This window comes from uncultured Lentibacter sp. (genome assembly GCF_937123735.1).
In the GTDB taxonomy this organism is placed as follows: domain Bacteria; phylum Pseudomonadota; class Alphaproteobacteria; order Rhodobacterales; family Rhodobacteraceae; genus Lentibacter.
This window is the reverse complement of the sequence record NZ_CAKZKL010000048.1, coordinates 1-25751: the sequence shown is the minus strand read 5'-3', so window position 1 is coordinate 25751 and position 25751 is coordinate 1. Positions and strand designations below refer to the sequence as shown.

At 60.9% G+C, this 25751-nt stretch carries 25 protein-coding genes; 14 read left to right on the top strand and 11 right to left on the bottom strand.

The genetic code is table 11. The annotated features are described in order from the left end of the window. Window positions 1-100: 100 nt before the first annotated feature. From Q0478_RS13580 to Q0478_RS13565, 4 genes are all read left to right on the top strand, one after another. Window positions 101-544, top strand: a complete 444-nt coding sequence (locus Q0478_RS13580) for a MaoC family dehydratase (protein ID WP_298680159.1) — start codon at window positions 101-103, stop codon at window positions 542-544. Between the two features lie 68 nt (window positions 545-612). Continuing rightward, a complete protein-coding gene (locus Q0478_RS13575) occupies window positions 613-1551 on the top strand; it encodes a bifunctional riboflavin kinase/FAD synthetase (protein WP_298680157.1) in 939 nt (312 codons plus the stop codon). Continuing rightward, window positions 1548-2027, top strand: coding sequence for a YcgN family cysteine cluster protein (locus Q0478_RS13570; protein WP_298680155.1), 480 nt, complete (start codon window positions 1548-1550; stop codon window positions 2025-2027). The genes Q0478_RS13575 and Q0478_RS13570 overlap by 4 nt, the downstream gene beginning before the upstream one ends. Then, on the top strand, window positions 2027-3073 hold the full coding sequence (locus Q0478_RS13565; RefSeq protein ID WP_298680152.1) for a low specificity L-threonine aldolase: 1047 nt from the start codon (window positions 2027-2029) through the stop codon (window positions 3071-3073). The genes Q0478_RS13570 and Q0478_RS13565 overlap by 1 nt, the downstream gene beginning before the upstream one ends. 75 nt (window positions 3074-3148) lie before the next feature. Here the strand turns inward: Q0478_RS13565 and Q0478_RS13560 are convergent, their stop codons facing one another. Next, entirely contained in the window at window positions 3149-3718 is a 570-nt protein-coding gene (locus Q0478_RS13560; protein ID WP_298680150.1) for a DNA-3-methyladenine glycosylase I, read from the bottom strand. A gap of 118 nt (window positions 3719-3836) precedes the next feature. Here Q0478_RS13560 and Q0478_RS13555 point away from each other — a divergent pair, with 118 nt between their 5' ends. The 3 genes from Q0478_RS13555 (at window position 3837) to phbB (ending at window position 6841) form a co-directional block, all read left to right on the top strand. Then, on the top strand, window positions 3837-4676 hold the full coding sequence (locus Q0478_RS13555) for an EAL domain-containing protein (protein WP_298680148.1): 840 nt from the start codon (window positions 3837-3839) through the stop codon (window positions 4674-4676). Between the two features lie 116 nt (window positions 4677-4792). After that, on the top strand, window positions 4793-5968 hold the full coding sequence (locus Q0478_RS13550; protein WP_298680146.1) for an acetyl-CoA C-acetyltransferase: 1176 nt from the start codon (window positions 4793-4795) through the stop codon (window positions 5966-5968). A gap of 150 nt (window positions 5969-6118) precedes the next feature. Beyond that, a complete protein-coding gene (phbB, locus tag Q0478_RS13545) occupies window positions 6119-6841 on the top strand; it encodes an acetoacetyl-CoA reductase (RefSeq protein ID WP_298680144.1) in 723 nt (240 codons plus the stop codon). A gap of 135 nt (window positions 6842-6976) precedes the next feature. Here the strand turns inward: phbB and Q0478_RS13540 are convergent, their stop codons facing one another. From Q0478_RS13540 to Q0478_RS13530, 3 genes are all read right to left on the bottom strand, one after another. Continuing rightward, entirely contained in the window at window positions 6977-7156 is a 180-nt protein-coding gene (locus Q0478_RS13540; RefSeq protein WP_298680142.1) for a YdcH family protein, read from the bottom strand. 93 nt (window positions 7157-7249) lie between these two features. After that, window positions 7250-8008: a methyltransferase gene (locus Q0478_RS13535; protein WP_298680140.1), complete on the bottom strand. Its 759-nt coding sequence runs from the start codon at window positions 8006-8008 to the stop codon at window positions 7250-7252. Further along, window positions 7995-8216 (bottom strand): DUF2007 domain-containing protein, encoded by a 222-nt coding sequence (locus tag Q0478_RS13530; protein ID WP_298680138.1) that lies wholly within the window; start codon window positions 8214-8216, stop codon window positions 7995-7997. Before Q0478_RS13530 ends, Q0478_RS13535 begins: the two co-directional genes overlap by 14 nt. A gap of 116 nt (window positions 8217-8332) precedes the next feature. Here Q0478_RS13530 and Q0478_RS13525 point away from each other — a divergent pair, with 116 nt between their 5' ends. Then, window positions 8333-9271 carry a polyprenyl synthetase family protein gene (locus tag Q0478_RS13525; protein ID WP_298680248.1) on the top strand — a complete coding sequence of 313 codons (939 nt, stop codon included), beginning with the start codon at window positions 8333-8335 and terminating at the stop codon, window positions 9269-9271. Between the two features lie 306 nt (window positions 9272-9577). Here Q0478_RS13525 and nusB read toward each other — a convergent pair whose 3' ends face one another. Genes nusB through ribB form a run of 3 tightly spaced genes read right to left on the bottom strand, consistent with a single transcriptional unit; the run spans window position 9578 to window position 11740 of the window. After that, window positions 9578-10045: a transcription antitermination factor NusB gene (gene nusB / locus Q0478_RS13520; protein ID WP_298680137.1), complete on the bottom strand. Its 468-nt coding sequence runs from the start codon at window positions 10043-10045 to the stop codon at window positions 9578-9580. After that, on the bottom strand, window positions 10042-10593 hold the full coding sequence (locus tag Q0478_RS13515; RefSeq protein ID WP_298680135.1) for a 6,7-dimethyl-8-ribityllumazine synthase: 552 nt from the start codon (window positions 10591-10593) through the stop codon (window positions 10042-10044). Before Q0478_RS13515 ends, nusB begins: the two co-directional genes overlap by 4 nt. A gap of 19 nt (window positions 10594-10612) precedes the next feature. Further along, window positions 10613-11740, bottom strand: a complete 1128-nt coding sequence (ribB, locus tag Q0478_RS13510) for a 3,4-dihydroxy-2-butanone-4-phosphate synthase (RefSeq protein ID WP_298680134.1) — start codon at window positions 11738-11740, stop codon at window positions 10613-10615. A gap of 135 nt (window positions 11741-11875) precedes the next feature. Here ribB and Q0478_RS13505 point away from each other — a divergent pair, with 135 nt between their 5' ends. After that, a complete protein-coding gene (locus Q0478_RS13505) occupies window positions 11876-13294 on the top strand; it encodes a GGDEF domain-containing protein (RefSeq protein WP_298680133.1) in 1419 nt (472 codons plus the stop codon). A gap of 10 nt (window positions 13295-13304) precedes the next feature. Here the strand turns inward: Q0478_RS13505 and Q0478_RS13500 are convergent, their stop codons facing one another. Both Q0478_RS13500 and Q0478_RS13495 read right to left on the bottom strand, forming a co-directional pair. Continuing rightward, window positions 13305-14282, bottom strand: a complete 978-nt coding sequence (locus Q0478_RS13500; protein WP_298680132.1) for an MBL fold metallo-hydrolase — start codon at window positions 14280-14282, stop codon at window positions 13305-13307. Window positions 14283-14635: 353 nt separating this feature from the next. Continuing rightward, window positions 14636-15223, bottom strand: coding sequence for a riboflavin synthase (locus Q0478_RS13495; protein ID WP_298680131.1), 588 nt, complete (start codon window positions 15221-15223; stop codon window positions 14636-14638). 151 nt (window positions 15224-15374) lie between these two features. On the opposite strand from Q0478_RS13495, the gene Q0478_RS13490 reads away from it, so the two are divergent. The 5 genes from Q0478_RS13490 (at window position 15375) to ribD (ending at window position 21694) form a co-directional block, all read left to right on the top strand. Next, window positions 15375-16667: a capsular biosynthesis protein gene (locus Q0478_RS13490; protein ID WP_298680129.1), complete on the top strand. Its 1293-nt coding sequence runs from the start codon at window positions 15375-15377 to the stop codon at window positions 16665-16667. A gap of 76 nt (window positions 16668-16743) precedes the next feature. Next, the gene (locus Q0478_RS13485; protein ID WP_298680127.1) at window positions 16744-17928 is read left to right on the top strand and encodes a polysaccharide biosynthesis/export family protein; all 1185 of its coding nucleotides are present in this window, start codon (window positions 16744-16746) and stop codon (window positions 17926-17928) included. A gap of 12 nt (window positions 17929-17940) precedes the next feature. Beyond that, window positions 17941-19962 (top strand): capsular polysaccharide biosynthesis protein, encoded by a 2022-nt coding sequence (locus Q0478_RS13480; RefSeq protein WP_298680125.1) that lies wholly within the window; start codon window positions 17941-17943, stop codon window positions 19960-19962. Between the two features lie 155 nt (window positions 19963-20117). After that, the gene (gene nrdR / locus Q0478_RS13475; RefSeq protein WP_298680123.1) at window positions 20118-20588 is read left to right on the top strand and encodes a transcriptional regulator NrdR; all 471 of its coding nucleotides are present in this window, start codon (window positions 20118-20120) and stop codon (window positions 20586-20588) included. Beyond that, on the top strand, window positions 20585-21694 hold the full coding sequence (gene ribD / locus Q0478_RS13470) for a bifunctional diaminohydroxyphosphoribosylaminopyrimidine deaminase/5-amino-6-(5-phosphoribosylamino)uracil reductase RibD (RefSeq protein ID WP_298680121.1): 1110 nt from the start codon (window positions 20585-20587) through the stop codon (window positions 21692-21694). The genes nrdR and ribD overlap by 4 nt, the downstream gene beginning before the upstream one ends. Before the next feature lie 70 nt (window positions 21695-21764). On the opposite strand, the gene rpoD is transcribed toward ribD, so the two are convergent. Next, complete coding sequence (gene rpoD, locus Q0478_RS13465; protein ID WP_298680119.1) at window positions 21765-23747, bottom strand: RNA polymerase sigma factor RpoD; 1983 nt, start codon at window positions 23745-23747, stop codon at window positions 21765-21767. 117 nt (window positions 23748-23864) lie between these two features. Next, on the bottom strand, window positions 23865-25751 hold a 1887-nt coding region (dnaG, locus tag Q0478_RS13460), incomplete at its 5' end, for a DNA primase (protein WP_298680117.1).

Below are 25751 nucleotides of genomic sequence, written 5' to 3'. Positions count from 1 at the left end.
TTTTCGGTCTTGATTTTTCTGCACTTGCGAAGTAATAAAGTTTCAATTCGAAGCTCAAAATGGCTCGATTGTTACTTATCTTTGCGCCAAGGAGGGCGAAATGTTGGACAACCTGCCCCGCGGAACCATCACAATCGAAGAAATCGAGATGGGCATGACGCGCCATTTGCGCAAAACTGTCACCGATGAAGACATCGAGATGTTCGCGCAGGTTTCAACCGATAGAAACCCCGTTCACCTTGATGACGCCTACGCCCAAGACACCATCTTTGAGGGCCGTATCGCTCATGGAATGCTGACGGCCGGGTTGATTTCGGCGGTGATCGGCGAGCAGCTTCCCGGCCATGGCACGGTCTATATGGGCCAGTCTCTCAAGTTCCTCGCCCCCGTGCGCCCGGGTGATACGGTGGTGGCCGAAGTTGAGGTGATCGGCATTGACCCGGCCAAGCGCCGTGTGCAGCTTGAAACCCGCTGCCTTGTGGATGGCAAGAGGGTCCTCGTCGGAGAGGCCACGGTGCTTGCACCGTCAGGCAAGTTTGACTGACCTCAGCGACAAAGCCTTCTGCGCGCTGGCCTCTTGCACGTCTTGCATCGGGGCGCTACCCAAGCGTCATGCGCATTATCCGCTCTCATAACACCCAGAGCCCGCAAGAGCGCGGAGCCGCCGTGGCCATTGGCAATTTTGACGGCGTGCACCGTGGCCATCAGTCGGTCATCGAGCTTGCCCGCGAAGCCGGCAAGGCCATTGGTGCGCCCCTTGGTGTGCTCACATTTGAGCCCCACCCACGCGCCTATTTTGCACCCAAGTCTGCCGCTTTTCGCCTGATGAGCCCCGAAGCCCGCCAGCACCGGCTGGAGAAGCTGGGCGTCACGCATCTCTATGAGCTGCCGTTTGATGCAAGCCTGGCCGCCCTCTCCCCGGAAGCCTTTGCCCGTGACGTGATCCACGAAGGTCTCGGCCTCAGCCATGTTGTGATCGGAGAGGATTTCTGCTTTGGCCGCGCCCGTGCCGGCACAGCCGAGGACATGCAGCGCTTTGGCGCGGCCATGGGCTTTGGCGTCACAGTGGCCAAGCTCGTGGCCACAGATACGGCGCAGGTCTCCTCCACGGCCATTCGCACAGCCCTTTCTGAGGGCCGCCCGCGCGATGCCGCCGCCATGCTTGGCCATTGGCACAGGCTCGAAGGCCCCGTGGAACATGGCGAAAAGCGTGGCCGCGAGCTCGGCTTTCCCACCGCCAATATGCACCTCACCGGGCTGCACCTGCCCAAATTCGGCGTCTACGCTGTCGAGGTTGATGTGCTCACAGGCCCGCACAGAGGCCGCTACACTGGCGCAGCCTCGCTCGGCACACGGCCCATGTTTGGCGAGAACACGCCCAACCTTGAAACCTATATCTTTGATTTCAAGGGCGATCTTTACGGCGAAACGCTCTCTGTCGCGCTGGTGAACTATCTGCGCCCGGAAGAAACCTTTGAAAGCCTTGAGGCCTTTATCGCCCAGATGCACACCGACTGCGACAACGCCCGCCGCATCCTGAGCGCGCTATGAAAGACGCCAAAGACCCCATCGCGCGCGACGGCCTCGCCCCCCGCTTCTGGGAGCGCAAAAAGCTCTCCGAGCTGAACACCAAAGAATGGGAAGCGCTCTGCGACGGCTGCGGCAAATGCTGTCTCAACAAGCTGGAAGATGAAGACACAGGCGAGGTCGCCCTCACCCGTGTCGCCTGCCGCTTGTTTGATGACACGACCTGCCGCTGCGCCCAGTATGACACCCGCCACCAGTTTGTGCCCGAGTGCATCAGCCTGACGCCCGACACGCTGGAAGGCCACCTCTACTGGATGCCCGAAACCTGCGCCTATAAGTTGCTTTGGAAGGGCGAAAAGCTGTTTGACTGGCACCCGCTGATCAGCGGCACAGCCGAAAGCGTGCATGCGGCGGGGGTTTCCATGCAGCACCGCACGGTGCCCGAGTTTGAAATTCCCGAGGAAGACTGGGACGAGCATATCATAAAGGAACCCACTTAATGTATTTTGCCTCCGACAATGCAGGCCCTGCCCACCCCGAAGTTCTCGCCGCGCTTGCCGCCGCCAACGAAGGCTACGCCATGCCCTACGGGGCCGACAGCATTATGGACGAGGTGCGCAACAAGATCCGCGAAATCTTCGAGGCTCCCGAAGCCGCCGTCTACCTCGTCTCCACAGGCACAGCCGCCAACGCGCTGGCGCTGGCCACCATGTGCGCGCCTTACGAAACAGTGTTCTGCTCGCCCACTGCCCATATCCACGAAGATGAATGCAACGCGCCCGAGTTCTACTCCTCAGGGGCCAAGCTCACCCTCGTCGGGACCGAAGACATGATGACGCCCGAGGCCCTGCGCGCCGCCATCGAGGCCGAAGAAACCCGTGGGGTGCATGGCCCGCAGCGCGGCCCCGTCTCGATCACACAAGTGACAGAGCGCGGCGCGGTCCACACGCTCGCCGAGATCAAGGCGTTGGCCGATGTGGCCAAATCCTTCGGCCTCGGCGTGCACCTTGACGGCGCGCGCTTTGCCAACGCTCAGGCCGCCTTGGGCTGCACAGCCGCCGAGATGACCTGGAAAGCCGGTGTGGATGTGGTGTCCTTCGGCGGCACCAAGAACGGCTGCATGGGTGTTGAGGCGGTAATCTTCTTTGACCCGTCCAAAGCCTGGGAATTCGAGCTGCGCCGCAAGCGTGGCGCGCATCTCTTCTCCAAGCACCGCTACCTCTCGGCCCAGATGAACGCCTATCTGACAGATGATCTCTGGCTGCGCTCTGCCGCCCAAGCCAACGCCAATTGTGCCCGGCTTGTCGCCGGGCTGCGCAGCATCCCCGGCGCCGAGATCACCAGCCGCACGGACGCCAACATGATCTTTGCCAGCCTCCCCCGCGCCGCGCACCAGCGCCTCGCGGCAGCCGGCGCGCGCTACTATGTCTTGGCGGGCGATATGACAACAGGTGACCCCGAAGCGCTTTTGCCCTGTCGTCTGGTCTGTGACTGGTCCATCGGTGCAGAGCAGATCGAGCGTTTTTGCGAAATCGCACGCGGCTGAAAGCTATATGGCTGTCCATACAGCGAGCCATACTGCGTGCCATACAGGCAGCCATACGCGGCTTTCAACGCAAGCTCAGCCCCCGATACCCTTCACCTGGGCATGTCTGAAGCAGCCTGTCAGATGGTCATTCACCAAGCCGCAGGCCTCCATCCAAGCATAAACAATCGTCGGCCCGCAGAATTTAAATCCACGTTTCTTCAAATCTTTTGAAAATTGTATTGATAATTCCGTCTGCGGCGGAACCTGTGCCAACTGCGCCCATTGGCTCTGCAAAGGCGCGCCGCCGACAAAGCTCCAGCAATAGGCCGAAAAGCCTTCAGAACGCTCTATCTCAAGGTAGGCTCGGGCATTTGTAATGGTCGCCTCGATCTTGCCACGGTGACGAATGATGCCTGAATCCGCCAACAAGCGCTGCACATCTTCCTCCCCCCAAAGAGCGATCAAATCAGGGTTAAAGCCCTGAAAAGCTTTGCGAAAATTATCGCGCTTTCGCAAAATTGTGATCCAGCTCAAACCGGCTTGAAAGCCATCCAGAACCAGCTTCTCCCAAAGCGCCCGGCTGTCATACTCCGGCACGCCCCACTCTTCGTCGTGATAACGGATATAGAGCGGATCATCCCCATGCCAGCCACATCGTTGCATTGACCTCTCCCTGAGGGACGCCCCCCGAACACTTCTAAATAAGTTTTCCACTTAAACGCTTATTAGCAAATACCGCGCAAAGCTCCAACGACATGCAGCCACACCCGGAATGGATATGATGCACAATACCCCCCGCCCCCTGAGGGGCCAAGCTCCCGAAGAGGCCAATCCGCTTGGATATGCTGTCGCCGCCCGCGACAAATCGGTGATGAAAATGGTCGAAACCGCCCTGCGCAGCAAGCAGGTGTTGCTGGCCTACCAACCCATTGTGCAAGCGCAAAACACTGGCAAAGTTGCCTTTTATGAAGCGCTCTTACGGCTGACCGACGAGACCGGGCGCATCATTCCTGCAAAGGATTTCATCACCGAAATAGAGGCCACAGAGCTGGGCCGCATCATGGATTGCATCGCACTGGAGAAAAGCCTTCGCACCCTCGCGCGCCAACCCCAGCTGCGCCTGTCGGTCAATATGTCAGCGCGTTCTATCGGCTATCCGCGCTGGATGCGCACGCTGCGCCAAGGCCTTCAACGCAACGCCAATATCGGGGAGAGGTTGATTCTCGAGATCACCGAATCATCCGCCATGACAGTCCCTGAGCTCGTCATCAGCTTCATGAGCGAGCTACAATCCAAGGGGATCAGCTTTGCTTTGGACGATTTCGGCGCTGGCTTCACATCGTTTCGCTACTTGAGGGACTTCTATTTTGACATTCTCAAAATCGATGGCCAATTCATCCGCGGAATCAGTGAAAACCATGACAATCAGGTTCTGACAAGCGCCCTTCAAGCTATTGCACAGCAGTTTGACATGCTCACGGTTGCCGAGTTTGTCGAAACCCGCGAAGATGCTGATTTTCTATCGAAAATGGGGATAGATTGTCTGCAAGGCTATTACTTTGCCCCGCCCACAATCCGCCCGGTCTGGGACCGAGGGGACCAAACGGAACGGCGTGCTTGACCCTGCGTCGCTTCGCCCAAGCTGCTCTGTTGTCGCACCGCAGCAAATGAGGTATCTGTTGCCCCAACAGCTTTGCCCAGCACAGTGGCAAAGCAAAATTTGGGAAAGGAATGCTCATGACCAACGTCGTAATCGCCTCTGCTGCTCGCACAGCAGTGGGCTCTTTCACCGGTGCTTTTGCCAACACGCCCGCGCATGATCTGGGAACAGCCGTCCTCGAAGCCATCGTGGCGCGCGCCGGGATCGACAAGAGCGAGGTATCCGAAACCATCCTCGGCCAAGTTCTGACCGCCGGACAAGGCCAAAACCCGGCCCGCCAGGCGCATGTCAACGCCGGACTACCAATCGAAAGTGCCGCCTGGAGCATCAACCAGGTGTGCGGGTCCGGTTTGCGTGCGGTGGCCCTTGGGGCCCAACACATCCAGCTCGGAGATGCGGATATCGTCGCCGCTGGCGGCCAGGAAAACATGTCGCTGAGCCCGCATGTCGCACATCTGCGCGCCGGAACAAAAATGGGCGATGTCAGCTACATTGACAGCATGATCCGGGACGGCCTCTGGGATGCTTTCAATGGGTATCATATGGGGCAAACGGCAGAAAACGTTGCCGAAAAATGGCAAATCAGCCGCGACCAGCAAGACGCTTTTGCTGTCAGCTCCCAAAACAAGGCCGAAGCCGCCCAAAAGGCTGGCAAATTTGCAGATGAAATCGTCGCCTTCACCATCAAGACCCGCAAGGGCGACATCCTTGTGGACTCCGACGAATATATCCGCCACGGCGCAACAATGGAGGCGATGCAGAAGCTGCGTCCTGCCTTCACCAAAGACGGTTCTGTGACGGCAGCAAACGCCTCAGGGCTCAACGACGGCGCTGCGGGTGTGCTGCTGATGAGCGCTGACAATGCCGAGAAGCGTGGGATCACGCCACTGGCACGGATCGCTTCTTACGCAACAGTGGGCCTTGACCCGAAGATTATGGGCGTCGGTCCTGTCTATGCCAGCCGCAAGGCGTTGGACAAAGCCGGCTGGAGCGCGAGCGACCTTGACCTTGTTGAGGCCAACGAAGCCTTCGCCGCTCAGGCCTGCGCCGTTAACAAAGAGATGGGCTGGGACCCCGAGATTGTGAACGTCAACGGAGGGGCCATTGCAATCGGCCATCCGATTGGCGCGTCCGGCTGCCGCGTTCTCAACACTCTGTTGTTCGAAATGCAGCGGCGGGATGCCAAAAAAGGCCTCGCAACACTCTGCATTGGCGGCGGAATGGGCGTGGCGCTCTGTGTCGAACGCCCGTAACCAGCGCAGCATCGCTAGAATTGGCGGGGCCCCTCTTGTAGGGCGCCCCGTTTTTTTATGCAATTGCAGCATTTTGCTTGCGCAATAATGTTGCTTAAAATATACCCCACAGGTAACAGGATTACCCACTGATGCAATTAGGAGGACATCATGGCACGAACAGCACTTGTCACAGGGGGCTCGCGCGGGATTGGCGCGGCGATCTCAAAAGCACTCAAAGCCGAAGGCTACTCTGTGGCCGCAACCTATGCTGGCAATGACGATGCCGCAGCGCAATTCAGCGCGCAAACCGGCATCAGCACCTATAAATGGAATGTTGCCGACTATGAGGCCTCCGCCGCAGGCATTGCAAAGGTCGAGGCCGAGTTGGGCCCGATCGACATTGTGGTTGCAAATGCCGGCATCACCCGCGACGCACCGTTTCACAAGATGACACCGCAGCAATGGCATGAGGTTGTCGACACCAATCTGACCGGCGTTTTCAACACCGTCCACCCACTCTGGAACGGGATGCGCGAGCGCAAGTTTGGCCGCGTCATTGTTATCAGCTCGATCAACGGGCAAAAGGGCCAGTTCGCGCAGGTCAACTATGCCGCCACGAAAGCGGGTGATCTCGGGATCGTCAAATCTCTGGCGCAAGAGGGCGCACGCGCAGGGATCACCGCGAACGCGATCTGCCCTGGCTATATCGCCACCGAGATGGTTATGGCTGTGCCAGAAAAGGTGCGCGAATCCATCATCGGCCAAATTCCGACAGGCAGACTTGGCGAGCCCGAAGAGATTGCGCGCTGTGTCACCTTCCTGGCCTCTGAAGATGCCGGCTTTATCAACGGCTCCACAATTTCTGCCAACGGCGGCCAATTTTTCGTATAATTTCAGAATATTAAAAGAAAAGGCCGCGCAAATAGCGCGGCCTTTTTGTTGGATCAGAGGTTTTATTTGGTGGGCATCTTTCGCGGCCCACCCCTAGAGACGCACCCCGGTGGTGAAAGCGAACAGCCTCCAATATCAGCCGGCAGGCGCGCTGGCTTCGATGCGCGAAATCTGTTCCTTGATCTTGAGTTTCTGCTTCTTGAGCTCGGCAATCTCCGCATCGGAGGTGCTGGGCGCACGCTGGAGATCTTCCACACGGTCAGAGAGAGTTTGGTGTTTTCTCTTCAGTTCTTCGACATGTGCGTTCAAGCTCATTGCAATCTCCTCTCAAAATGTTGCGCTCCCAGTCGAGCACAAGAAATATAATATGTCACGCCGCAGTTGCGAGAAGATGAGCGGAAAATAGCCTCAACTTTCCCCAAATTTCAGCGCAGCAGCGGCGCGCAAGACCGCGCTGACACGGGGTGTGTAGGTTTCTTCGTCCCGGTCATGTGCAAGCCCACTGTGCATCACGAGCCCCGCATGAAGCCGAAAGGCGGCTCTTCCGCTGTGGCGGGCGCGCAACAACACAAGCTGCGAGGGCTGCCCTGCCCGCGGCAGAATGGGCCAAAGCTCGGGCGAGCCCACATACCCGGGCAATGCCGCCAAAAGCTCGGGCACGCGCTCGGCCCGGCAGATGAGCGTGAGGTGGCCTTTGGGCGCAAGCCGGCGCGCGGCGGCCTGAAGCCAGAGGGGCAGCGAGGCCCCGCCCATGGCGTTTTCGCGCCCCGGATCTTGCGCTTTGGAGCCAGTGTCTCGATCGAAATAGGGCGGGTTGGTTAACACATGGTTAAAGCGGCGCGCCGTCAAAGCCGCAGGCATGGCCGCGATGTCCCCGTCGTGAACCGTTAACGAAAGGTTATTTTCCGTGGCGTTGCGCCGTGCCAAAGCGGCGTAGAACGGCTGAATTTCCAGCCCGTGCAGATCGAGACCCCCAATTCTGGCTCCGAGACAAAGCGCGGCGGCCCCTGCGCCGCAGCCCAGATCAAGGACGCTTTCCCCGGCGGATGCGGCAATGCTGGCGGCCAGCAACACAGGATCGACCCCCGCACGGTAGCCCTGTTTGGGTTGCCAAAGGGTTAAGCGCCCGCCCAGGAAGGCATCACAGGTCAGCTCAGGCGTGTTCATAAGGCTCCAGCCCGTTGTCACGCAAACAGCGCGCGGCGGCCTCATAATCGGCGGTGCGCACCATCAGGCGCCGAGGGAAAGCGCCAATGCCGCCTTCCAACACGCTCATATTTACGTCCATTTCAAACACCGCTATACCCTCGCCCTGAAGCAGCGCTTGGGCAAAGGCGATATCCGCCAAATTGTTCGAGCTCAGAAGGTGTTTCATAACATGAATATGACCATTCGGCTGCAAATGTCGAGACCGGGAACAGGAGCCTGAAGCGCGTGAGCCAAGCAGCTGAAAAACCGCATGAAAGACTGGCAGCGCATCTGGCCGGGCCGATGCAGGCCGTCAACGATCTGATCCGCGCGCGGATGGCCTCACAACATGCGCCGCGCATTCCGGAGGTGACACAACATCTGGTGGAAGCGGGCGGCAAACGCCTGCGACCCATGTTGACACTCGCCGCCGCCGAGCTGTGCGGCTACACGGGCCCCTATCATGTGCATCTGGCGGCGACGGTGGAGTTTATCCACACGGCAACGTTGCTGCATGATGATGTGGTGGATGAAAGCGAGAAGCGGCGCGGGCGGCCCACGGCGAACCTCTTGTGGGACAATAAAAGCTCTGTGCTGGTGGGCGATTACCTGTTCTCGCGCTCCTTCCAGCTTATGGTTGAAACGGGCAATTTGCGGGTGTTGGACATTCTGGCCAACGCCTCGGCGACGATTGCCGAGGGCGAGGTGTTGCAGCTCACCGCAGCGCAGGATTTGCGCACCGATGAAGCGGTGTATTTGCAGGTTGTGCGCGGCAAGACGGCGGCGCTTTTCTCGGCGGCCACTGAAGTGGGCGGGGTGATTGCCGGCGCGCCAGAGGCACAGGTGAAGGCGCTGTTTGACTATGGGGATGCCCTCGGGATTGCCTTCCAGATTGTCGATGATCTGTTGGATTATCAAGGCGTTAGCGGCGCAACGGGCAAGAATATTGGCGATGATTTCCGCGAGCGCAAGCTCACCTTGCCCCTGATCAAAGCGGTGGCCAAGGCCGACGCGGAGGAGCGCGCCTTCTGGAGCCGCACCATCGAGGCGGGCGACCAGCGCGACGGCGACCTCGCGCAAGCCATTGATTTGTTGCACAAACACGGGGCGTTAAAGGCCGCACAACAGGACGCTTTGGCCTATGCGGCCAAGGCGCGCGCGGCGCTCAAGGCGCTGCCTGCGCACCCGCTGACCGAGATGCTGGAGGCCTTGGCGGGTTTCGTGGTCTCCCGCATCCGCTAGAGCTGCGTTCGGCCGGATTAACACTTTTGCTCAGCGCTGAATTGAGGGGGTGATATGCGTGCACCACGCGTGCACCGGGCGTGCACCGCCTGAACGGGCAAATGTTAAGACACATTAATTTAACGCGGCGTGCGGCGCTGACGGGCGGTGCGCAATGAATGCGCACCCTACGGCAGAGCTAGCAGAGGCGGTGGCGGGTGGTGCGCAATGAATGCGCACCCTACGGCAGAGCTAGCAGAGCGCGCGCCGCTTGAGAGCGCGGGCGCCTCCGGCAGGGATATTTTTGGCAAAAAGAAAGGGCGCGGCTCAGAAAGCCTCGGGGCGGGACTCGCGCGCCATATGGTCAAGCACGGCATTGACGAAACGCGCCTCTTTGCCCTCCGGGTGGAAGGCATGGGCGATGTCGACGAACTCGCTGATGACCACTTTGGGGGGGGTGTCAGGGTCCTTCAGCTCGGCCCCGGCGGCGCGAAACAGCGCCCGCAAGGTTGGATCAATCCGCCCCAGGGGCCATTTGGCGACCAGGGCACGGTCTGTCATCTGATCAATACTGGCTTGATAGTTGACGGCGGTTTCCAACAATCTGGCGAAGAGCTGCGGATCGCCCTCCTGCATGTTGCCTTCTTCATAGCTGGCACCAAACCGGTGATCCTGAAATTCGGTGACCACGGCTTCGGCTGTCTGGCCGGAATGTTCCATTTGAAAGAGCGCCTGCACGGCATAGAGCCGAGCTGCGGATTTCATCTTGCGTTTCTGATTGCCTGAGAGCGTCATGCCGGAGAGCTGCCTTTGGATATATCTGCGAGCAGGAGGGAGTCTGCTTCGGGTTTGAAACCGGCTGTGGTGCGCCGGCCGCCCCACTTACGGGCGAGCGCGACAAGATGCAAGGCCGCTGAGGCGGCCCCGCCGCCTTTGTTCATATCGGCCGGATTGGCGCGCTCTTCGGCCTGGGCCATGTTTTCCACCGTGAGGATGCCGTTGCCGATGTTGAGGCCTTGCAGGCCCAAGAGGGTGAGGGCGCGCGAGCTGTCGTTGCAGACGGTTTCATAGTGGGTGGTGGCGCCGCGGACCACGCAGCCAAGCGCGACATAGCCATCATAGTTTGACAGGCGTTCGGCCATGGCGATGGCCGAGGGGATTTCCAGCGCGCCGGGCACCTCTACAAGCTCGCTTGTGGCGCCGGAGGCTGTGATCTCGCTGCGCGCGCCATCGACCAGGGCATCGGCGATTTCTTTGTAGTAGGGCGCGACCACGATCAGCAATTTGACGGGGGCCTCAAAGCTCGGGCGCGCGAGCATGTGATGGGTGACGGAGCTGGCCATGGCTTCAATCCTCAGGGGGTTATGTCTCGATGATCGGGCGGGTGCCGGTGATGGAGAGGCCGTAGGCATCTATCCCGACATAGACGGTTTTGGGGGAGTTGGTGAGCAGGGTCATTTCGCTGATGCCCAGGCTGGCAAGAATTTGGCTGCCGATGCCTGTGTGTTTGACGATCTGGGGGGCGTCTTCTTCCTCGGCGAAGGTGAGGCGCGGGTGGGGCTCACGAAAGAGCAGCACCGCGCCGCGCCCCTCGGCGGCGACAATGCGCATGGCCTTGTGCAGCTCATCAGAGGGTGCCGGGCCGAGGCCGAGGACATCTTCCAGCTCGTTGAGCGCATGGGTGCGCACAAGGACGGGCGCGGGCGTTGTTACATCGCCTTTCACAAGCGCGATATGCTCGGTGCCGCTGATCTGATCGGTGAAGATGCGCATATCCCAATCGCCGCCGAACTCGGAGGTGACGGGCTGTTGGCGGGTTTGGGTGACGAGGTTGTCATGCTTGTGGCGGTAGGCGATGAGATCGGAGATTGTGCCGATCAATAGGCCGTGCTCTGCGGCGAAAGCCACAAGGTCCGGCAGGCGGGCCATTGTGCCATCGTCTTTCATGATTTCGCAGATGACACCGGCGGGCTTGCAGCCGGCAAGGCGGGCGATATCCACCGCGGCCTCGGTATGGCCTGCGCGCACGAGGACGCCGCCGTTGCGCGCCCTGAGCGGGAAGACGTGGCCGGGTGTGGCGATGCTGGCGGCGGTGTTTTGCGCGTTGATCGCGGTGGCGATTGTGAGGGCGCGGTCGGCGGCGGAGATGCCTGTGCTCACCCCTTCGCGGGCCTCGATGGAGACGGTGAAGGCGGTTTCGTGACGCGAGGAGTTGTTGACGGCCATCATCGGCAGGCCGAGGCTGTCTATGCGCGCGCTGGTCATGGGCAGACAAATGAGGCCGCGGCCATGGGTTGCCATGAAGTTGATGGCGGCGGCATCGGCGAACTCGGCGGCGATCACAAGGTCCCCCTCGTTTTCGCGGTCTTCATGATCCACCAGAACAAACATCTGCCCTGCACGCGCGGCCTCGATGATGTCCTCGATCGGGGAGATGGCGCTTTTCAGGCTGGTTTCCAGCGGCCCGGGGGTGGTGAATGCTGTGGTCATGGCAAGCCTCGTTCTGTGCGAGCCTGTGAGTAGCAGGGCCTTGCGGCTTTTGCCAGAGCGGATAGCGGGGCTTAACGCGGTGTTAATGTTGCTGCCTTAGACACGCAGCCCTCGTTGCCAGACAAAGAGCGTTTCATGCCCCAATTCCAGAGCCTTGCGAAAGCTGAGTTTGTCCTTCCGATGGATCGCCCGGAGGAGCTCTATATTGAGCGGATGCACGAGTTGCGCCCTTGGTTGGCGGGGGCGGCTATTTTGACCATTCAATACAGCCTCTATACCAATATCCTGCATCTGACCTTCTTTTTGCAACACTATGTCAGCGGACCGGCCACCTCTGCGCCGACCAGCCTCTGTGTTTCGTTGGTGGCGCTCGGGGTCCTCAACCACAGCGCCCGGGGGCCGCGATGGCTGGAGCGGGCCATGCTGCTGGTGGCGCTTGTGGTGGCCTTGCTCGCCTCGTTGCCTCACAGCGTTCTGGGCGGGTTGCCGGTGCAATCGGATGTGCAGGGGCAGATGGGGTTTGACACGTTTTTGGTGGTGTCGCTGCTTGCGCTGGCCGGGGTGCTGCGCCCGTTTTTTTACAAGGTCGGCGCCGCATTGGCGGTCGCCGCCTTTCTGGTTCTGTTCAATTCGCTGATCGGCTTCAGCTATGGCATCCCTTATTTTTCGGGCCAAATGGCCATTGGCTCCATGATTGCCCTGATGTTTCTGGCTCTGGCGATCAACTCCATGTTTCTTGGCTTCAAGCCCACCAAAGTCCTGTTTTTGAACACAAGTATCGGCCAATCCACCCGTTCCATGGCGCTGGTGAACAGCTGTGTGCCCTGGCTGTGTGGCATGGTTTTGCACCGGGTGGTGGGGGTGAACACAGAGCATTACCCCTTTGAAGCCATCATGCTGACGCTGATCATCTTTGCCGGCACGCTGAGCGCCATCCGCTCAGGCAACCTGCTGGAGCGCTCGGATATCCAGCGCCGCCTGGCCGAAACCAAGCTCGGGACCATGGCGGTGAGCGACAAGTTGACAGGGCTTTACAACCGCGAGGGGGCCGAACGGCTGCTCGACAAGATCACCCGGCGCGCGCGCCCCAAAGACACAACCCCGGTGATCGTGCTGATGGATCTGGACCACTTCAAGAAGGTGAACGACAGCTTTGGCCATGCCGTGGGTGATTTGGTGTTGCAACAGGTTGGGCCGGCGCTATGCCCGCTGTTGCGGCCGGATGACTTTATCGCCCGATGGGGCGGTGAGGAATTCCTGATCTATCTCCATCTCAAGAGAGAGGAAGATGCGGCGGCTGTGGCGGAACGTTTGCGCTGCGCCATTTTGGGGATGCCCCAAGCGCTGCAACACGCCACAGACGCCACCCCGCAAGCCATCAGCGCCTCCTTTGGTGCAAGCTTCTGGCGGCGGGGAGAGCCCTTGTCAGACGCGCTTTCGCGCGCCGATCAGGCGCTGTATGTGGCCAAGGCGGAGGGGCGCAATTGCGTCCGCTTTACGCCGCCTTTACCTGCCTGTGCCGCCCTCACCCCCCAAGCTGCGCGCTTGGCCTGAGGGCGCGGGTTCAGAACTGCCAGAGCGTTGGGACGAAGCGGTAGGCCGCGCCATCGCGCATGACATGGCCGACGCCCGGGAAGGGGAAGTGATAGCCCAGCAGCGCGATTCTGTCACTGGCCGCCATATCGAGCAGCGCCATACGGGTTTTCACCGTTTGCGCGCCGTCACTGTCAAACCCGTTGAACCACTGCGGCTGGGCAAAGTTTGTCCAGGCATGGCTCATGCAATCGCCCAGCGCAATCAGGGACTGGCCACCCGCCTCAAGGCGCACCGACATATGCCCTGGCGTGTGGCCCGGCGTGCTGATCAGCGTGACGCCAGGCACCACCTCATGGCCCTCGCCAGCCAAGGTCCACTCCAGCCCTTCGGTGGCGAAGCTGTTGACCGCACCAGCCACGAATTGCAGCATTTCGGGGCTGACGCGCTCGGCCAGACCGTCTTCGCTCCAATACGCGTGTTCGGCCTCGCCAATGATATATTCGGCGTCCGGAAAGAGCGGCTCGTCAAAGTCGTCACGGATGCCCCAGATGTGATCGGGGTGGGCGTGGGTGATGACAACATGGGTGATGTCAGAGGGCGAGAGGCCCGCAGCCTCAAGGTTGCTCACAAGGCGGCCTGTTGTTTCAAACCAGCGGTTGCCGGAGCCGACATCGACGAGCACCTTGGCCTCGGCTGTCTCGATCAGCAGGTGGTTGGTGTGGCTGTAGCCCTCTTCGGGCGAAAGGTAATGCGCGCTGAGGAAGGCCTGCACCTCTTCGCGCGGGGCATTGACACCCAGGCCCGTTGTGGGGACCGAGAAGAACCCGTCAGAGAGCACGGAAAGCTGCACATCTCCCATGGAGAAGCGAAACACACCGCCGTTGCCCGCGACAGGCGCGCCAAGCGGTGCGGCCGAGGCCTGCGCCAGGGAGGCGGGCAGCGCAAAGGCGGGCATGGCGGCGGCGATCTTGAGAATGTCGCGGCGGGTTGGTTTGATCAGGCTCATGGCGGGCTCCCCAGTTGGTTTGGGGGGAGTCTAGGCAAGCCACAGGCAAACGCAATGCTTTTCGTGAATATGTCAGCCCGCTTCGGCGAGGCGGCGTGCCTTCGCCAGACGAGGCCAACGTCAGCCCCTGGGGTGGCGACCCAACGCTACTTGCAAAGCGCTTTATCATCGCCAAGCACATCCCCAGAAAAATCCGGCGCATGCAGCTGCAAAATCGCCAGCCCAAGGGAGGGGCTGATCCCTCTCGGCAGATTTGGCCGGGCCAAATCGCCTGTCAGGCAAGGGATGGCCGGGCCGCTACGCGGCTGTTAACCGGCTAGGCGCTTCAAACAAATCCCGATGACTTGGGTTGCTCAAGAAACTTCTGCCAGCCGCGCCACATAGCGCGCCAGCGTGTCGATTTCGAGGTTGATTTTATCGCCCACGGCCGCTGCGCCCCATGTGGTGGCGTCTTTGGTGTGGGGGATGAAATTGATTCCGAAGCTCGCGCCATTGACCTCGTTCACCGTGAGCGAGGTGCCGTTCAGCGCCACCGAGCCTTTGGGCGCGATGAAGCGGGCCAGCTCTTTGGGGGCCTCAAGGGTGACGCGGGTGCTGTCGCCCTCCTCTGTCATGGCGGTGATCACTGCGACGCCATCGACATGGCCCGACACGATATGCCCGCCAAGCTCATCGCCGACCTTCAGGGCGCGCTCAAGGTTGATGCGGCTGCCCTTGGCCCAGGTGCTGATGTTGGTCTTGGCAACACTTTCGGCCGAGATTTCCACATCAAACCAGCCCGCGCCCAGCGCGATTGCGGTGAGGCAGACGCCATCGCAGGCGATGGAAGCGCCGATGTCTATGCGCTGCGTGTCATAGGTGGTGCCAATGCGCGCGCGCAGATCGCCACGCTGCTCCAGCTCGATGATCTCGCCAATATCCGTGATAATGCCTGTGAACATGGGGCACTCCTCCTGCGCTTTCGACCTGCCATAGCGCGCAGGGCTTGCGGCTGCAACAAAGGGCTGGTCTCTGGCGGTGGAATTTATCATATTTTCACCACATTCAAGCTTTATGAGTGGCGCAAGGTAAGTTTTGAAAAGCGCGAGGCAAATGGGCAAGATCACTGGTGATAAGCGTGTTTTCCTGTTTTTGCAGGGGCCGCACGGGCCTTTCTTTCACTTGTTGGGCAAGATGCTGGGCCGCGCGGGGGCGCAGGTTTGGCGTGTGGGTTTCAATGCGGGCGACCGGGCGTTCTGGTTCAGCCCCAAGAGCTATATTCCCTATCGTGGCACCCTCGCCGACTGGCCGGCGCGCTTTGCCGAAATCCTGACCGACAAGGGTGTGACCGATATTGTGCTATACGGCGACACACGCCCCATTCATGCTCAGGCGGTTGCGGCGGCACGCGCGCGCGGCGTTCAGGTGCATGTCTTTGAAGAAGGCTATATGCGGCCCTATTGGGTAACCTATGAGCGCGGCGGGGCCAACGGGCATTCCAAGCTGATGGAGATGAGCCTGAGCGAAATGCAACGCGGGCTGGCGCATTCGGATATGGACACCCCCCTGCCCCCGGCGCGCTGGGGCGACACACGCCAACATGTGTTTTATGGCGCGCTTTACCACTGGTTTGTGATGTTTCGAAATGGCGAGTATCGCAACTTTACCCCGCACCGGGCGCTTGGGGTGACAAAGGAGTTCCAGCTTTATCTCAAGCGGCTCTTGCTGATGCCCTTTCAGGCGCTGGAGCGTGGGCTGGCCACCTGGCGCATTCGCAATGGCGGGTTTCCCTACCATCTGGCGCTGTTGCAGCTGGAGCATGACAGCAGCTTTCAGATGCACTCGCCCTTTGGCAGCATGACCGAATTTCTCGAGGTGGTGGTCCGTGGCTTTGCCGAGGGGGCGCCCAAGCACCATCATCTTGTGTTCAAGGCGCATCCGCTGGAGGACGGGCGTGTGCCAATCCGGCGCGAGATCAGGCGGCTGGCGCGCGATCTGGGCCTAAAGGGCCGTGTGCATTATGTGCGGGGTGGCAAGCTTGCGGCGCTGTTGGCCGATGTGCGCAGCGCGGTGACAGTCAACTCGACAGCCGCGCAGCAGGTCTTGTGGCGCGGCATTCCGCTCAAGGTTTTCGGCCGGGCGGTCTATGACAAACCCGAGCTCGTCTCAACCCAGCCTCTCAGCGCTTTTTTCAGCGCCGCCAAACGCCCCGACCACAAAGCCTATCAGGATTACCGCCGCTATCTTTTGGAAACCAGCCAGGTGCCCGGCGGGTTTTACTCGGCACGCGGGCGGCGGCAGCTGATGCGTATGGTTGTTGATATGATGCTCAGTGCCGAAGACCCTTATGCCGCCCTGGAAAGCGGAACCGCGGCTCCGCGGCAACAGTTGCGCCTTGTGCAATAGGCAGAGCAGCGCGTGAGACTTTATTTTTTATTCTAGCTGGGTTACGCTCACCTCAATAATGGCGCGCAAAGTGCTGATGTTGAGGCAGAATAGTAATAGGTCGAGGAGACCAGCAGTGAAACCCGTAACTCCTAGTTGGGCACGTTTTGTCGCCCTTATCGCCGCTTTGGCGGTTGTCGCCTCGTGTGGTTTGCCCCGGTCGGGCCCAAACAAACGCGAAATTTTTGAAGGCTCCGTGCAAAAGAACGGGGATGCTTTCGTTGTCTCGGTCAATGACCGGGTGACGCGCACAACCGGCGTTGTCCCTGCGCTCGGATTCAGCGAGGCGTTCAAAAACGCCGGGTTGATCGGCTCAGACACGATCCGCCCCGGCGATACGCTGGGTCTGACCATTTGGGAAAATGTGGATGATCCGCTGCTTGGCTCGTCCGGGCCCACAGGCTCGTCGGCAGCTGTGCTGGAAGAGGTGCAGGTCGATGGCGCGGGCTTTATCTTTATTCCCTATGCCGGGCGCATAAGAGCCGCGGGCAACACACCCGAGGGCATCCGCAAGACCATCACCCGCAAATTGGGCGAGCAAACGCCCGATCCGCAGGTGCAGGTGCGCCGTCTGGCGGGCAATGGCGCCAGCGTGAGCCTTGTCGGGGCTGTTGGCGGTCAGGGTGTCTTCCCGATTGAGCGGCCCACGCGCACGCTCTCCACCATGTTGGCCAATGCCGGCGGAATCACGATCGAGCCTGAAATCGCCCAGATCACCGTGCTGCGCGGCGGTATGCGCAGCAAGGTGTGGTTCCAGGATCTTTACAAGCACCCGGAGTTTGACATTGCCCTGCGCGATGGCGACCGCATTCTTGTGGAAGAGGACACACGCTCTTTCACCGCGCTTGGCGCAACCGGCACCCAGGCCCGCGTGGCCTTTGAAAGCCAGACCTTGAGCGCAATTGAAGCCATTGCCCAGGTCGGTGGTCTGGCCACAGCTGCGGCAGACCCGACTGGGGTGTTCATTTTCCGCAACGAACCCGCCGAGATTGCCAATCAGGTGATGGGTCGTGAAGATCTGATCGGGGCGCAACGGCTCGTGTATGTGCTGGATCTCACCCAGCCCAACGGCATGTTCCTCGCGCGGGATTTCTCGGTGCGTGATGATGACACGCTGTATGTAACCGAAGCGCCCTTCACCCAATGGGACAAGACTATTTCTGCGCTCACAGGCTCGCTGGCAACGGCGGATACGCTGGCCACATTTGGCACCGGCGGCTAAGTGCCTGCTCCAATGGACAGAGCCAAAGCCGCCGCGGGCACTCAGCCTCGGCGGCTTTACTATTTCAACGCGGGGTTTTTGCGCCAGCGCCGTTTGCGGCGGATCTTGCAGCTCGCCGGGTATACGCTGTGCCTTGGCCGCCCCGGCGCTCAGGACAGTGTTGCGGTCTGGGGGCGCTCACCCTATGCGCGGCGCGGCGAACACATGGCCGCGCGCAGCGGAGCCACGCTTTTGCGCGTGGAAGACAGCTTTTTGCGCTCCCTGCGCCCCGGGCGCGCCGGAGACCCGCCGATCGGGTTGATGCTGGATGATCTTGGCGTGCATTTTGATGCTACGGGGCCCTCGCGTTTGGAGCAGATCCTGGCACAGGATCCGCTGGACAACGCAGCCGAACTCAAGCTGGCCCATATGGGCATTGCCCGCCTCAAAGAGGCCCACTTGAGCAAATACGCCGGCTTTGATCCGGCCACGCCCTGCCCTGAGCCGGGGTATGTTTTGGTGGTGGATCAAACCCACGGCGATGCCTCTGTCAAATATGGCCGTGCAGATGCCAACAGCTTCAAGGAAATGCTCTACTTTGCGCAGGCCGAAAACCCTGGCGCACGGGTTGTCATCAAGACCCACCCTGAAACGCGCGCGGGCTTTCGGCGCGGCCATTTTTCTGCCGATGTGGCGGGCGCAAAAATCAGCCTGTTTGACGGCGCAGTCAGCCCCTGGGCGCTGCTGGAGGGGGCCGTGGCGGTTTATACGGTGTCCAGCCAGATGGGGTTTGAGGCCATTCTCGCAGGGCACCGCCCGGTGGTGTTTGGCCAACCCTTCTACGCCGGTTGGGGGCTTAGCGACGATCGCAACCCCCACCCGCTGCCCCGCCGTGGCCGCCAGCTGACACGGGCGCAGCTTTTCTTGGGGGCCCTGATCAAGGCCACGACCTGGTATGACCCTTGCGACGACAGGCTTTGTGGCTTTGAGGCCGCCTTGGGCAGCTTTGAAGCCGAGGTGCGCGCCTGGCGCGAAGACCACCAGGGCTGGCACGGTGATGGGCTGCGGCTGTGGAAACGGGGGCCGTTGCAGGCCTTTTTTGGCCGCCACAAACCTATGCGCTTTGGCACCGGAACGGCCCGTGGCGGGCGGCGCAGGCTGGTTTGGGCGACAGGTGCCAGAACGCCCGAAGAGCGGGTGCGGCTGGAGGATGGGTTCTTGCGCTCACGCGGATTGGGGGCGACCCTGACACCGCCTTTGAGCCTCGTTTTGGACGACCTTGGCATTTACTATGATCCTACGCAGGAAAGCCGCCTTGAGCGGCTGATTCTGGCACGCGCCAACCTGCGCGAGGATCAGCGCGCACGGGCACGCGCGCTGATCGAGGCCATTTCCGAGCATGGGGTGACCAAATACAACCTTGCTTCGGCCAAGCGCCCCGTGTTGCCCGCCGAGCTGCCTGCGCGGCCGCGTATCCTGGTGCCCGGGCAGGTGGAGGACGATGCCTCGATCCGCTGTGGCGCAGGAGAGATCAACACCAACCTGCGCTTGCTGCAAGCCGCGCGGGCGGCCCATCCGCAGGCGCTCATCATTTTCAAGCCCCATCCAGACGTGGAGGCCGGCTTGCGCAGCGGGGCGGTGGCCCCGGAGGCGCTGAGCGGTTTGGCGGATGTGCTTGTAACGAAAGCCAGCGCCCATGATGTGTTGGCAGAGGTAGATCATGTGTTTACCATGACCTCGCTGATCGGCTTTGAAGCGCTCCTGCGGGGGTGCTCTGTGACAACCACCGGTGCGCCCTTTTATGCCGGCTGGGGGCTGACGCAAGACCTTGGACGGGTGCCGGCACGGCGCGGGCGGCATGTGGCGTTGGAGAGCCTCGTCCATGCTGCATTGATAGATTACCCACGCTATTTTGACCCGATCAGCCGGCGACCCTGCGCCCCTGAGCTGGCGTTGACGCGTTTGGCCACAGGCGGGCTGCCACGCTCAAGGAGCAACCGAATATTGGCAAAACTTCAGGGTATTTTTGCGAGCTACGCCACGCTTTGGCGGTGAGCGAATCCAAAGTGTCACAATCGTTTGAAACTGCATCTTGGGGATGCATTTGCCCCCTACCCAAACCCTAGCGGCTGGCCTATAGTGCCTGTGGATAAGTGCGGGGCAAACCCCACAGTCTTTGAGGCGGAACAAGAAAAGAAGGGGGACGGCCTATGCGCTGCCCGTTTTGTGGAAATATCGACACCCAAGTAAAAGACTCGCGCCCGGCCGAAGACCATGTGTCTATCCGGCGGCGGCGCTTTTGCCCGGCCTGTGGCGGGCGCTTTACCACCTATGAGCGCGTGCAGCTGCGCGACCTTGTGGTGATCAAGAGCAGCGGCAAGCGCGAAGATTTTGACCGCGACAAGCTGGAACGCTCCATTCGCATGTCCATGCAAAAGCGCCCCGTAGAGCCAGAGCGCATTGACCAGATGATCTCGGGCATCGTGCGGCGCTTGGAGAGCATGGGGGAAACAGACATCCCCTCGCGGGTGATCGGCGAGATTGTCATGGAAACGCTGGCGCGGATCGACACGGTGGCTTATGTGCGTTTTGCCAGTGTTTACAAGAACTTCCAGGCAGCAGACGACTTTGACAAATTTGTCAGCGAGCTGCGGCCGGATGTGAAACCCGAAGACAATTGAGCCGCGCCGTTCATCGCAGTGACGAAAGCTTCATGCGCGTGGCGCTGGGCTTGGGGCGGCGCGGGATGGGCCAGACATGGCCCAACCCTGCCGTGGGCTGTGTGATTGTGAACGCGGGCCGGATTGTGGGCCGCGGACAGACCCAAGCCGGCGGGCGGCCCCATGCAGAGACCGAGGCTTTGGCGCAAGCCGGCGCTTTGGCGCGCGGGGCCACGGCCTATGTGACGCTGGAGCCTTGTGCGCATCACGGGCAGACGCCGCCCTGCGCCAGCGCGCTCATAGAGGCCGGCATTGCGCGGGTGGTTGCGCCGCTGGAGGACAACGACAGCCGCGTTTCAGGGCGCGGTTTTGCGATGTTGCGCGACGCAGGTATCGAAGTTTCGCTTGGCGTCTGTGCTCAGGAGGCAGCGCGCGACCATGCCGGGTTCTTGAAGCTTAAGGCAATCGGGCGGCCCTTTGTGACGCTCAAACTGGCCAGCAGCTTTGACGGGCGCATTGCCACGGCCACGGGCGAGAGCCAGTGGATTACCGGCGCGGCGGCGCGGGCCGATGTGCACCACCTGCGCAGCCGTCATGACGCGGTGATGGTGGGCGGCGGCACGGCGCGGGCGGATGACCCGATGCTGACTGTGCGCGGTATGGGCGATGTGCGCCAACCCGTGCGCGTGGTGGTGTCGCGCAGGCTTGATCTGCCCTTGATGGGCAAGCTCGCAATGAGCGCAAAGGATGTGCCGTTGTGGCTGTGCCACGGGCCGGATGCGGACAGCTATCTGGCAGAGGCCTGGCAAGGGATTGGCGCGCGGCTGTTGCCTTGCGGGCTGGACGGACGCCAGCTTGATATTGTCTCGGTGCTCGATGCGCTGGGTGCAGCGGGGCTGACGCGCGTCTTTTGCGAAGGTGGCGGCGCTTTGGCGGCCTCGCTTCTGAGCGCGGATCTCGTGGACGAACTGGTTGGCTATACCGCCGGCATGGCGATTGGCGCGGAAGGGCTGCCCGCGATTGGCGCGATGGGGCTGGCGCGGCTCAGCAAAGCGCCCCGCTTTAAGCTGGCTGAAACGCGGACTGTGGGCGCGGATGTGATGCACCGCTGGGTGCGGGAGCGATAGCCGCGCAGAGACGCGCCTTGAGAGACGGTCGTGCCCTCAACGAAAAAGAGCCCCGAAGGGCTCTTTTGTTTTATTGATCAAGGAAGCTGCGCAGCTTGCGGCTGCGGCTGGGGTGCTTGAGCTTGCGCAGCGCCTTGGCTTCGATCTGGCGGATGCGTTCGCGGGTGACGCTGAACTGCTGGCCGACTTCTTCGAGCGTGTGGTCGGTATTCATCCCGATGCCGAAGCGCATGCGCAGCACGCGCTCTTCGCGCGGGGTGAGGCTGGCGAGAACGCGGGTTGTTGTCTCTTTGAGGTTCTCCTGAATGGCGGAGTCCAGCGGGAGAACGGCGTTCTTGTCTTCGATGAAATCGCCGAGTTGTGAATCTTCCTCGTCGCCAATCGGCGTTTCAAGGCTGATCGGCTCCTTGGCGATTTTCATCACCTTGCGCACCTTCTCAAGCGGCATTTGCAGCTTTTCGGCCAGCTCTTCGGGGGTTGGCTCGCGGCCAATTTCGTGAAGCATCTGACGGCCGGTGCGCACGAGCTTGTTGATCGTCTCGATCATATGCACGGGGATACGGATCGTGCGGGCCTGATCGGCGATGGAGCGGGTGATGGCCTGGCGGATCCACCATGTCGCGTAGGTGGAGAATTTGTAGCCACGGCGGTATTCGAACTTGTCGACCGCTTTCATCAGGCCAATGTTGCCTTCCTGAATAAGATCAAGGAATTGCAGGCCACGGTTGGTGTATTTCTTGGCGATGGAAATCACGAGGCGCAGGTTGGCTTCGACCATTTCCTTCTTGGCCTGGCGGGCCTCTTTCTCGCCCTTCTGGACCTGCCCGACAATGCGGCGGAACTCGGAGATATCAAGGCCGACATATTGGCCCACTTGGGCCATATCGGCGCGCAGCTCTTCGACTTTGTCAGTGGAGCGCTCAACAAACATCTGCCAGCCGCGCCCGGCCTTATCGGCCATTTCTTCCAGCCAGTTCGGATCGAGCTCGCGGCCCCGGTAAGCATCCACAAATTCCTTGCGGTTGATGCGGGCCTGGTCGGCCAGCTTCACCATGGCGCTGTCAATCGACATGATGCGGCGGTTGATCCCGTAAAGCTGGTCAATCAGGGCTTCAATACGGTTGTTGTGCAGGTGCAGCTCGTTGACCAGCAGAACAATTTCAGAGCGCAGTTTTTGATATTTCTTCTCGGCCTTGTCTGAAAAGCTGTCATCTTCGTTGAGCGTCGCTGAGATACGGCTGTCTTGCATCTCCGAGAGCTTGGCATAGTCCGAGGCGATCCGATCGAGGGTTTCAAGCACGCGGGGCTTCAGAGCCGCTTCCATGGCCGCAAGCGACATGTTGGCCTGTTCGTCATCGTCATCATCGTCGTCATCCGAGCTGATCGGATTGCCATCGGCATCCAGCTCCGGCTGGGCCTCTTCCTTTGTGGGGGCAGAGGCCACATTGGCCGCCGTGGCGGGGGCGGCGCCCACCTCGTCTTCATCGCCAAGCTGGTTGCCGAAGGTTGTTTCAAGGTCAATCACATCGCGCAGGAGGATGTCCTCAGAGAGAAGTTCGTCACGCCAGATCGTGATGGCCTGAAAGGTCAGGGGGCTTTCGCAGAGCCCGAGGATCATGGTGTTGCGGCCAGCCTCGATGCGCTTGGCGATGGCGATTTCGCCTTCGCGCGAGAGCAGCTCGACAGAGCCCATTTCGCGCAGATACATGCGCACAGGATCGTCTGTGCGATCAAGCTTCTCAGCGGTGCCCGAGCCGAGCGTGAGCTCGCCTTTCTGGCCCATTGTGACCAGATCACCTTGCTTTTGCTCTTCTTCTTCGGCTTCTTCATCTTCAATGATGTTGATGCCCATTTCCGAGAGCATCGACATGACATCTTCGATCTGCTCGGAGCTGACTTGATCGGGCGGCAAGACCTGATTGAGCTGGTCGTAGGTGATGTAGCCCTTCTCACGCGCCTCGGCGATCATCTTCTTGACCGCAGCCTGGCTCATATCGAGGGAGGATTCCTCTTCACCGTCGGGCTTGCGCTCGTCATTGTCTTTGGCGGCCATGGTCTGCTCCTTCGGAACTGGATCGCGGGTGATTCGATTTAGCCGAATCTTGGGCTTTGAAAAGTGATTCGCAACCCGTTTACCCTCTTTTCGTTAGCGCTTCCTCACGAAAACGCATTATTCAGACGAATCACTGTGACCAATCTGGGCCATGAGCGCCTTGAAGGCCTCCCGTTCGGTCCGGCTGATTCGAGCGCCGTTGGTGCCGAGGTCATACTCGGTGTTGTCTTCTGTTGTCCCGCTTTGCGCCCGCCCCAGCGCCGCAGCCGCCTCAGAGAGGCGCCATGTCACGGCTTCATCGGCCAGATGCGCGAGATCTTCCTCCGCCTCGGCAATCTCGGCCTTCAGCCCGCGCTGGGCCTCCAACTTTGCAAGCTCCTCAGCCAAGGTCATCCGGGCCAGATCGGGCTCTGCGCCGGGTTTGAGCGCCGGAACAATGCCCAGATGGGGCGTGGCGAAGAGGTTTTCAAGCGCTTCAGGGCCCAATCTCTCTGCGGCCTCATCAAAGGCGGCGTCAGCACTTTGCGCCGCCAGGCTCAGAATCACGTTGCGCAGGGCCGCAAGCTCCGGGTCCGGACACTCCAGCCGCTCTAGCGTGTAATCAAACTCGCCACACAGATGCGGATTGCGCAACAGCAGCGCGAGGATCACCGTCAGGCGCATCCGCTCCTGCCCAGCCTCGCTTGCGGCCGCAAGATAGCTGTTTTTGGTTTCGGTCAGAACAGGCGGCCGCGCCGGCTGCCATTTGCCCTGCCCGCGCGCGCCCTGAAAGCCGCCCGTGGCAGCGCCGCTGCGCGGTGTCCAGCTGTCGCGCTTGGGGCGGAAGAGCTGGTAGCGCATTTCCTTGATCGCCTCGCCGTAATGGCTGCGAATGGAGGGGTCGCGGATGAGCTTGATCTTCTCGCGCAGCGCTTTGTCGAGCGCCGCCTTGCGCTCGGGGCTGTCATAGACGCGCCCCTCGGTTTCGCGCGCCCAGAGCAGATTGACCATCGGCATAGCCTCTTGCAGAAGCTTGCGCACCGCCCCTGCCCCCTCGGCGCGCAGGATGTCGTCGGGGTCTTTGCCCTCGGGCATGAGCGCAAAGCGCAAGCTCTTGCCCGCCTCCAGCAGCGGCAGGGCGATATCAATCACCCGGTGCGCGGCGCGCAGGCCGGCGGTGTCGCCATCCAGCGCAATCACCGGCTCGTCAGAGACACGCCAGAGCATTTGCAGCTGGTGCTCTGTCACTGCGGTGCCCAGCGGCGCGACAGAGGCCCCAAAGCCCGCCTCGGCGAGCGCGATGACATCCATATAGCCCTCGGCCACCACAAGCGGCGCGCCTTTGCCTGCAGCCTCGCGGGCGGGGCCAAGGTTGTAGAGCGTGCGGGATTTATCAAACAACGGCGTTTCGGGCGAGTTGAGATATTTGGCATTGTCCGCCGGGTCCATTGCGCGGCCGCCAAAGGCAATACAGCGTTTGCGAGGGTCGCGGATCGGGAACATGATCCGGTTGCGGAAGGTATCATAGGGCTTGTTGCCCTTGCTGCTGGGCTTGGCGAGGCCCGCCTCAAGGATCAGCTCCGGCGCAACGCCCTTGCCTGTGAGATGATCCCAGAGGTTTTGCCAGCCATCGGGCGCAAAGCCGATCTCAAAGCGCTCTTGGGTTGGCTCGTTGAGGCCACGGCCAGCGAGATAGTCACGCGCGGCGGCACCTGCGCCTGTCTTTAATTGCAGCCTGTAAAACTGGACCGCCTGCTCCATGACGGCGGCAAGCTCCGTGTGTTTGTCAGCCTTTTGCTGCGCGCGCGGGTCACGCTCGGGGATGGGCATACCGGCTTCGCGCGCCAGAATTTCGACCGCTTCCATGAAGGAGACATTCTCGGTTTCCTTGATGAAGCCGATGGCGTCACCTTTGGCGTGGCAGCCGAAGCAATAGTAGAAGCCCTTCCGGTCATCGACGTGAAAAGAGGCTGTCTTTTCGTGGTGAAAAGGGCAAGGGGCCCACATATCGCCCTTGCCCTGGTT

Coding starts and splice junctions, on each gene's coding strand:
- Q0478_RS13580 (WP_298680159.1), top strand. CDS start 101: ATGTTGGACAACCTGCCCCGCGGAACCATCACAATCGAAGAAATCGAG.
- Q0478_RS13575 (WP_298680157.1), top strand. CDS start 613: ATGCGCATTATCCGCTCTCATAACACCCAGAGCCCGCAAGAGCGCGGA.
- Q0478_RS13570 (WP_298680155.1), top strand. CDS start 1,548: ATGAAAGACGCCAAAGACCCCATCGCGCGCGACGGCCTCGCCCCCCGC.
- Q0478_RS13565 (WP_298680152.1), top strand. CDS start 2,027: ATGTATTTTGCCTCCGACAATGCAGGCCCTGCCCACCCCGAAGTTCTC.
- Q0478_RS13560 (WP_298680150.1), bottom strand. CDS start 3,718: ATGCAACGATGTGGCTGGCATGGGGATGATCCGCTCTATATCCGTTAT.
- Q0478_RS13555 (WP_298680148.1), top strand. CDS start 3,837: ATGCACAATACCCCCCGCCCCCTGAGGGGCCAAGCTCCCGAAGAGGCC.
- Q0478_RS13550 (WP_298680146.1), top strand. CDS start 4,793: ATGACCAACGTCGTAATCGCCTCTGCTGCTCGCACAGCAGTGGGCTCT.
- phbB (WP_298680144.1), top strand. CDS start 6,119: ATGGCACGAACAGCACTTGTCACAGGGGGCTCGCGCGGGATTGGCGCG.
- Q0478_RS13540 (WP_298680142.1), bottom strand. CDS start 7,156: ATGAGCTTGAACGCACATGTCGAAGAACTGAAGAGAAAACACCAAACT.
- Q0478_RS13535 (WP_298680140.1), bottom strand. CDS start 8,008: ATGAACACGCCTGAGCTGACCTGTGATGCCTTCCTGGGCGGGCGCTTA.
- Q0478_RS13530 (WP_298680138.1), bottom strand. CDS start 8,216: ATGAAACACCTTCTGAGCTCGAACAATTTGGCGGATATCGCCTTTGCC.
- Q0478_RS13525 (WP_298680248.1), top strand. CDS start 8,333: ATGCAGGCCGTCAACGATCTGATCCGCGCGCGGATGGCCTCACAACAT.
- nusB (WP_298680137.1), bottom strand. CDS start 10,045: ATGACGCTCTCAGGCAATCAGAAACGCAAGATGAAATCCGCAGCTCGG.
- Q0478_RS13515 (WP_298680135.1), bottom strand. CDS start 10,593: ATGGCCAGCTCCGTCACCCATCACATGCTCGCGCGCCCGAGCTTTGAG.
- ribB (WP_298680134.1), bottom strand. CDS start 11,740: ATGACCACAGCATTCACCACCCCCGGGCCGCTGGAAACCAGCCTGAAA.
- Q0478_RS13505 (WP_298680133.1), top strand. CDS start 11,876: ATGCCCCAATTCCAGAGCCTTGCGAAAGCTGAGTTTGTCCTTCCGATG.
- Q0478_RS13500 (WP_298680132.1), bottom strand. CDS start 14,282: ATGAGCCTGATCAAACCAACCCGCCGCGACATTCTCAAGATCGCCGCC.
- Q0478_RS13495 (WP_298680131.1), bottom strand. CDS start 15,223: ATGTTCACAGGCATTATCACGGATATTGGCGAGATCATCGAGCTGGAG.
- Q0478_RS13490 (WP_298680129.1), top strand. CDS start 15,375: ATGGGCAAGATCACTGGTGATAAGCGTGTTTTCCTGTTTTTGCAGGGG.
- Q0478_RS13485 (WP_298680127.1), top strand. CDS start 16,744: ATGTTGAGGCAGAATAGTAATAGGTCGAGGAGACCAGCAGTGAAACCC.
- Q0478_RS13480 (WP_298680125.1), top strand. CDS start 17,941: ATGGACAGAGCCAAAGCCGCCGCGGGCACTCAGCCTCGGCGGCTTTAC.
- nrdR (WP_298680123.1), top strand. CDS start 20,118: ATGCGCTGCCCGTTTTGTGGAAATATCGACACCCAAGTAAAAGACTCG.
- rpoD (WP_298680119.1), bottom strand. CDS start 23,747: ATGGCCGCCAAAGACAATGACGAGCGCAAGCCCGACGGTGAAGAGGAA.